This window comes from Tenacibaculum sp., assembly GCF_048269885.1.
GTDB lineage: Bacteria > Bacteroidota > Bacteroidia > Flavobacteriales > Flavobacteriaceae > Polaribacter.
Genome location: NZ_JBLWTZ010000023.1, coordinates 1 through 7,524, shown reverse-complemented (window position 1 = coordinate 7,524; position 7,524 = coordinate 1). Strand labels below are relative to the sequence as shown.

At 31.1% G+C, this 7,524-nt stretch carries 10 protein-coding genes; all 10 read left to right on the top strand.

All coding sequences use genetic code 11. The features are described 5' to 3' along the window. Window positions 1–81: 81 nt before the first annotated feature. The 10 genes from ACN0WY_RS14730 (at window position 82) to ACN0WY_RS14685 (ending at window position 7,450) form a co-directional block, all read left to right on the top strand. Window positions 82–1,086 (top strand): hypothetical protein, encoded by a 1,005-nt coding sequence (locus ACN0WY_RS14730; protein ID WP_417800850.1) that lies wholly within the window; start codon window positions 82–84, stop codon window positions 1,084–1,086. Between the two features lie 25 nt (window positions 1,087–1,111). Then, window positions 1,112–1,516 carry a hypothetical protein gene (locus tag ACN0WY_RS14725; protein ID WP_417800849.1) on the top strand — a complete coding sequence of 135 codons (405 nt, stop codon included), beginning with the start codon at window positions 1,112–1,114 and terminating at the stop codon, window positions 1,514–1,516. A 236-nt stretch (window positions 1,517–1,752) separates the two neighbouring features. Next, entirely contained in the window at window positions 1,753–2,196 is a 444-nt protein-coding gene (locus ACN0WY_RS14720; protein WP_330487303.1) for a hypothetical protein, read from the top strand. Between the two features lie 160 nt (window positions 2,197–2,356). Beyond that, window positions 2,357–2,704 (top strand): hypothetical protein, encoded by a 348-nt coding sequence (locus ACN0WY_RS14715; protein WP_417800848.1) that lies wholly within the window; start codon window positions 2,357–2,359, stop codon window positions 2,702–2,704. 10 nt (window positions 2,705–2,714) lie between these two features. Next, complete coding sequence (locus ACN0WY_RS14710) at window positions 2,715–3,029, top strand: hypothetical protein (RefSeq protein WP_417800847.1); 315 nt, start codon at window positions 2,715–2,717, stop codon at window positions 3,027–3,029. Between the two features lie 160 nt (window positions 3,030–3,189). Then, window positions 3,190–3,567: a DUF4844 domain-containing protein gene (locus ACN0WY_RS14705; RefSeq protein ID WP_417800846.1), complete on the top strand. Its 378-nt coding sequence runs from the start codon at window positions 3,190–3,192 to the stop codon at window positions 3,565–3,567. Between the two features lie 155 nt (window positions 3,568–3,722). Next, complete coding sequence (locus ACN0WY_RS14700) at window positions 3,723–4,202, top strand: hypothetical protein (RefSeq protein WP_417800845.1); 480 nt, start codon at window positions 3,723–3,725, stop codon at window positions 4,200–4,202. A gap of 143 nt (window positions 4,203–4,345) precedes the next feature. Next, on the top strand, window positions 4,346–5,170 hold the full coding sequence (locus ACN0WY_RS14695) for an AraC family transcriptional regulator (protein ID WP_417800872.1): 825 nt from the start codon (window positions 4,346–4,348) through the stop codon (window positions 5,168–5,170). Window positions 5,171–5,231: 61 nt separating this feature from the next. Then, window positions 5,232–5,705 carry a carboxymuconolactone decarboxylase family protein gene (locus ACN0WY_RS14690; protein ID WP_417800844.1) on the top strand — a complete coding sequence of 158 codons (474 nt, stop codon included), beginning with the start codon at window positions 5,232–5,234 and terminating at the stop codon, window positions 5,703–5,705. A 206-nt stretch (window positions 5,706–5,911) separates the two neighbouring features. Next, on the top strand, window positions 5,912–7,450 hold the full coding sequence (locus tag ACN0WY_RS14685) for a prolyl oligopeptidase family serine peptidase (protein ID WP_417800843.1): 1,539 nt from the start codon (window positions 5,912–5,914) through the stop codon (window positions 7,448–7,450). Window positions 7,451–7,524: the final 74 nt, after the last annotated feature.

Here is a 7,524-nt window from a genome sequence, read left to right as displayed (position 1 = left end):
TTTTATGACTAAGCACACAAAGAAAACAATTACAGAACGTAACTTCATTTAAAACAGACCGTTGCCTAACATTTAATTCAAATGACATATACAAATAAGCTCTTTAGAATTAGCATCACCGTTTTTTTAGCGATAATTTTTACATCATTTACTACAAGTATAGATTTAGAAACAAAATCTCTGATTAATGATAAGGTTGAACTCAAAATTCCTTCTAATTTTAAATTAAACTCTAAAAAATTAGAGCAAAACAGTACATTTGAGGTTTACTTACAATTTAAAGACAGCCCTGGTTTAAATAACTTGACAATTGGTTTATGGAACAAGAAAACACAGCGCTCTATAGATTCTTATAAATCGGCTTATGTTAAAACTTACAAAGACAAGTTTATTGATATTGATGATGATGGTGTATCAGTAATCAATGGTAACAAAATAGGCTATATTAAAGGAAATCTTGATAAGGTTTATTTTTTAAAGTTTTTTACCTATTTAGACGAAAAAATACTTGAGGTTACTTTCACTTGTAAATCCAAAGATTTGTTTCAATCAGCTTATGAAATCATGCATTCTTTAAAACTAAAACCTAATTTGAGTAAAAAAAGTTTAAAGAATACAAACTCAAGTACCTTAAGCAACGATTGCGCTGTTATTCTATCTAAAGCAACAAACTCCCTTGAAAAACAGGTTAAAGAAGCTTTATTAAAACACACTTTTGATCTTAATTATTCTGTTAAAAATGGTAAAAATACAGGATGGTATCGTCAAACCTTTTATGTAACAAACCTTGTTTTTAAACATGCCGGACATGATGTTCGTATAATTTATGATAAAAAAAATAATATTCCAGGATATTATTATGAATACAATATACGTGGTCGAAGAAGATCGATTACCCAAGTTGACAGTTTTAGTGTACTAGCCATTATAATTAATGACAATGCTAGAAGTAAATGCTATCCTGAATGTCGTCAAATTATAAGTGCTCTAGATAAATTTAACAATGTAACGGTAAGAGAAACCAAAACCAACAGGGTTATATTAGATAAAAACACCATGTCTCACATCAGCTTAAGCTGTTTGTAATTATTCATCTATTTTATATACTATTATGTCTAGAGAATTTGATTCATTTATCATCGTTCCTGAATTTGCTGATAACACCATAAAAGATTACTATAAATATATCGGTTCAAATATAGAAGACAATCCAGAAATGGCTTTATTAAGGTTTAAAGGAATTATTGCGTCTTTTATTCATGATGCAACAGAAAAAGAAGAAAAAACAATCGCTTTTTTTGAAAGCCCCAACACTAATTTAAGATCTAGTTTTCAAAAAGTACTGAAATCAATTGATAAAGAGTTAATAATTAATACAAACGTTTTTTTAGATACTATTAGCATTCTACCAGAAGAAAATGAAGAATATCATTTAGCAAAAATCACTTTTACTACACATAATAAAAAAATATCAATTCACTCATATGGCCCTAATGTCATTATAGTTAATAAATAACATACACCAACAATTTTTAACTGCAATTACAACGGATTCGACTACCCTTCGACTTCGCTCAGGGCAGGCTAAATCCACTCGGAATTGCTAACGCCAGTGCTAAACCGAAAAATTTGCGTACTTTAATCCGTAACTGACGGTTATACGAACCGTAGGCAAATAGAGACCAGAATACTATTTAAACTGGGGAGTAACTGAAAATCCTAAAGAGTAAGGAAACTTTTAAAAAATCAAAAATGAAAAAATTATTTTATTTCTTATTTATATCAGTAATTATAGCTTCTTGTGGGACGAAAACTGATAGACTTGAATTTTCGAAATTTGAAATTAAAGACGAAAATGGAAAAACTGGAATTGCTGTAAGTGAAACCGGGATAATTAAAATCAATGGTGAAGATATTGGAAAAATTAATAGAGATGGAACATTAAAGGACAAAGAAGGAAAATTATTCGCAAAAATTACAGAACATAATGTTCTACAAGACAAAGATGGACAAAACCTTATAAAGATTGATAAAAATGGAACAATGGATAATGGTTCTGGAACATATATAAAATGGACAGATGAGGGAGAACTTTTAAAAGGAACTGAAAAAACTGGAATGATTATATCACCTGTAAATAAGAAGTCATTTCAATCTGCTTCAATAATTTTATTCTTATATCTGAATTTTAAATAAAATATCTGCCTATAACAATGGTTATAAGTAATTGTTTGTTCTTGCTTACTTACAAAAACCTTTGAAGGTTTTCAGCTTGGTGTGTACATACAAAGTTAACCGCTAAACCATGCAACTACTCATAGCCGAGACTGTTATAGGGCATTTGAAAAAACGAAGCATGTACAAAAAGATTAAATATGGAATTTTAACGATTGGACTAATAATTCTAATTGTTTTTGTACTTAAAGGGAGAATTACACACGAAAAGTTTGACTCCGAAAAGTGGAAAAACTGGACGGAATCTGAAACTGAATGGTCGCTAAGATGGGATATGATGAACAGTTTAAGAAATAACTATGACCTAAAAGGAATGTCAAAGAGCGAACTTTTAAAATTATTAGGGGAACCAGACTCGAAAAGAGAAAATGAATTTGGTTATTATCTAGGTTATTCAAAGCGTGGAATTAATACTGGACGGCTGACAATTAAATTTGATAATAATAAAGTAACCGACTTTTCAGTTTGAGACGGATAGAATGAAAAGATATTTGACCATAAAAAACATTCTAATCACAGTGGGAATAATTATTGTCGACTTGGCTATATATTTAGTTCTCGCTTTGTTATTAATGGATTATGATGATTTCTATGATGAGAGCAAAGGCGAATATTGGAGTTTAGAGAGTATGACCTTTTGGCAAAAAATGAATTACATTGGTTTTAATATTTGGCAAATTATTAATCTAATTATGATTGGATATATTATTTATCGAATCGTAAAAGAAATAAAAAAACGCCCTACAACAATGGCTATAAACAATTGGGGAGGAAGTGATAAAACGAAAATATAAACATAAATAAAGGTCGATGCTAAACCGAAAAGTTAGGGCGTAAAATTCCCAACTGCTCATAGCCCAACCGTCGTTGGCACCAATTTGAGAAATGACGAAATACATTAAACTATTAGTTCTGTTTTTGACTTTATCTGCTTGCGGACAAAATGCGACTGAAATGAAAACACCTGAAAATGTGAATGAAAAATTTGCGGAATTTATTGCAAAGAAAAAATTCGTAGCGGAAAATTACTATCCTGGAATCGCTGACGAAAAAATGCGACCGATTTTTACAGAAAAAATTAATAGTGTTGCGTCTGACTTTAAAAGCGTAGCGGAATCTAAAAATCCGACTGATAAAAAATATCAAGAGAAAATTAAAATCGGACTTTCAAGGTTTGCGGATGTTTATATGGAATTAGACACTGAAGACCGAGAAAGAGTTTGTACATATTTTGAGGAATTAATGGACATTGTCGGACTGGAAAGTTCGAATGGACAACTGAATAAATTTATGTACGGTTTTGACCCGAACGAAATGACAAATAAAAATTAAAAAACTGGTGCCAACACCGTATATAAAAAATTGCTGGTGTTGTGCTTAAACAATGTTAGTTGCTCGTTTGTTAACTTCTTATTTTCCTGCGGAAAATCCTCGCGTACAAACACGCAACTTTTCATATACAAGACCGTTGGCATTAATTTAAAAAAATGAAAAAGAAAGAATTCACAACAATTGTATTAGCATTATTTTCAATCGGTCTTTTTGCATGTTCATGTCCAAAAATAAAAGGTTTGAATGGGAAATTTGCTGGATTTCAAACAATGAGTAAACTAATGAATCATACTTTATTGGTTGAAGTTTCGAAAAAAACTGAAATAGGAATTTTTGTTAAAATCAGAAAAGATTATAAGAAATCAACTGAATTAAATGAATTGTTTATTGAAAATGGTAATTCTGGTATAAATTGTAATCATTCAACTGAAAATTTCAAAATTGGTGAAAAGTACTTAATCGTTTTGTGGAACGAAAATGAATTAGAAAAAAACAACAGTCTTTCAATCTGTTATGAGTCATTTATAAATGTTTCTCATAACCAAACAAAAGCACAGATAGTTGACAAGGAGGAATTTCAATTGCGAAAATGGAATATTGAACAAATTGAAAAGAAACTTGGAATTGAAATATAAAACTAATACCAACAAGGTGTATAATTAATTTCGGCTGAATTTCCTCAGCGGAAATTCAATCTTATTAATTATCTTTCCGCAACAACGGAAAACGACTCGCGTCCTTTTCCCGCAAAAAATCATACACAAATACGTTGTAAGCAATTAAAATCAACATCCTGCTAAAAGAATATTCCATATCGGACATTATAATATCCAATCCAAAAGAAAAGTTTTTCTACATTGGAACTTTTGAGGGAACGGAAGACCCAGATGTTGAATGGCCACATAGACACGATTTTTATTCACTCGTTTGGTTCACTAAAAGCACGGGAATCAATGTAATCGACTTTGAGGAATATAAAATCAAGCATAACAGACTTTTCCTGATGCGACCCAAACAGGTTCATAATTGGTCCCATTCAAAAAACTCGAATGGATATATTATCATTTTTGACAAACATCTTTTAAGGGAAACAACCGACTTTGTTAACAAAGTATTTTTTGATTTATCCGACAGAAATACAAAATTTCTAAAACCACTATTTAAAAATCTTATCGAAGAATTCAATAAAAATGACAAATTGAGCGAAAAAACAATCGTTCAGGGAATTTCATACTTGTTACTTCAACTAAAAAGATTATCAAATGAAAACCCTAAAAACAAGGAAGTTAAATCAAAAACCACTTTAAAATTTTCAAAATTGGTGTTAGACAATATTTGCGAAAATCTTTCGATAAAAGAATATGCTTCAAAATTAAATTTGACCGTTGATAAACTCAACGAAATCTGTAAGGAAAATTATGGACAAAGCCCTAAAACAATCATTTTGGAAAAGAAAATAACGGAAGCCAAACGATTGCTTTATTTCACGGATTTATCGGTAAAGGAAATCGCATTTCGATTAGGGTTTGAGGACAGCTCTTATTTTTCAAGAATATTCAAACAGAAAACAAAACTTTCTCCCACCGAATTTAAAAGTACCTGAAAATCTGGAAAAAGTCCTGCAAACGAACTTCTTTCGACCTTTATTTTTGCCTAAAAACAAAATGAAATATTTATCAATTTTAATATTCACTTTATTAATTACCGCAAGTGGATACGGGCAAACAAAAAATCAAACAAAAATGGACAATACAAAAACGGAACGATTTGAAAGAGGTTGGAAAAAACTAAAAGAGATTGACGGAGAAGCAGGAGAAAAAGTAATCGAAAGCTTAAAAGATGTTTCGCCAGATTTGGCAAAATATACAATCGAATATCCTTTTGGAGATGTTTACAGCCGAGAAACCACTTTGGACAACCGAACAAAAGAAATTGCAGTTGTTGCGGCTTTAACTGCAATGGGAAATACAAGACCGCAATTAAAAGTACATCTCAACGCTGCTTTGAATGTGGGAGTGACCGAAGAAGAACTGTCCGAAATTATGATTTTAATGTCGGTCTATGCAGGATTTCCTTCTGCTCTGAACGGAACTTCGGCATTGAAAGAAGTCATAGAGGAAAGAAAAGTGGAAAAATAACGGCTTACAACATTCTATATAAGCCATAGCGGACTTAGTTCTTCGCCTATGGTTTTTTTATATATTTAAGGTCTGTGCTAAACCGAAAAGTAAGTGCATAATATCCGCTACTATTCTTATACCTTACCGTTAGCGGCAAGCTGAAAAAAGCACTGTAACAATTCTTAAAATAGGACAACTTTAATATGGACACTAATTCAAAAGAAATGAGATTGATAATATTTATTACAGTGTTATTACTATCAACAGTATCTTACGGACAGACATCCTTGAAAGAAATTGGACTTAAAGCAGGAAAATATAAAGTAGGCTTTAAACATTATACAGTTAACGATAGCACCAGAACTTATAGAATTCATAATGAGTTTAGCAACCAACTCATCAAAAGACCAATCCCTATAAGTATTTGGTATCCTGCCAAAATAAAGGATAGTAATTCTGAGCAATTAGCAGTTTTAAACTATTTAGAGATTTTAAAAGAAGAGGAAGAATGGAAAAATTTACCAAATTACTTTCTGTTGGATTGGTTTCCGTATTTATGGAACACGCCAGAAAATAAAGCTCATCTTTCAGAAAAAGTTGATGCTTTTTCAAATACAACTTTTTTGGACGGAAAATTTCCAGTTGTAGTTTATGCACCAAGTTACCAAGCTTCGTCAATTGAAAATTTTGCGTTATTTGAATATTTAGCAAGTAACGGTTTCGTAATAATATCAAGTCCTTCAAGAGGAACAGATACACGGTGGTTAGAAGGCGGAACTACAAAAGATATGGAAACACAATCTAGAGATGTAGAATTCCTTCTAAAAGAAATTCACAACTACGATCATATCGATTCGGAAAAAGTGGCATTAATGGGATTCAGTTTTGGTGGATTGGCGAATGCTATAACGATTATGAAACACGAAGAAATAAGTGCCATTGTAAGTTTGGATGGAACAGAAAGATACAATTATGCTGTTTTGGAAAAGTCACCTTATTTTAATTTAGATAAGTTTTCCATTCCATATATCCATTTTGCTCAAAAAGAGATTCCGAAAGAAATTCTAACCTCAGACAAAATACCTGAAGATTTGAACTACAAATTTCAATTATACGATTCTTTGGAGTATAGCAACATTTACAGATATAGATTTCACGACCTAACGCATTCTTTTTTTAGTTCCTTTGGTGTCTTATTCGCTAACAGAGATAAAAGGCAAGACAAAAGTGATGATAAAATAATGGCTTCCTATAATTTGCTTTGTCAGCATACTTTGCAGTTCTTAAATGCAACATTAAAAAATGAGAAAAAGGCGATTGATTTCATCGAAAACAAACCTGTTGCAAACGGATTTTCCGATAGTTTGATTTCTAAAAAAACGAAAAAAGCTATTGAAAAAGACTTTAACCATCAATACTTCAATGATTTAGCACTTGAACAAGACTATCAAGATTTAATCCCACTGTATAAGAAAACAATTGCCGAGCATCCAAATCTTGAGCTTCAAGAAGGAATGTTAAACACTTTAGGATTGTGGTTGTCTTTTAATCCCGCAAAGAAAGAGCAAGGATATAATGTCTTTTTATTGGCTTTACATCTTTACCCAGAATCAGCGAATTTATATGATAGTTTAGCAGAAGCTTACTATTATAATAAGGATTTTAAAAATGCTATTTCCAATTACAAAAAGTCTTTGGAATTAAATCCTGAAAACCAAAACGCAATTGACAGATTGAAACAAATGAATAAAGCGAGCAGGTAACAAAGAACTGAGGTAAAAAACAAGTACATTTTATACTTTTTTAAACAAACGTACTTTTATAATTTGCGTCATAA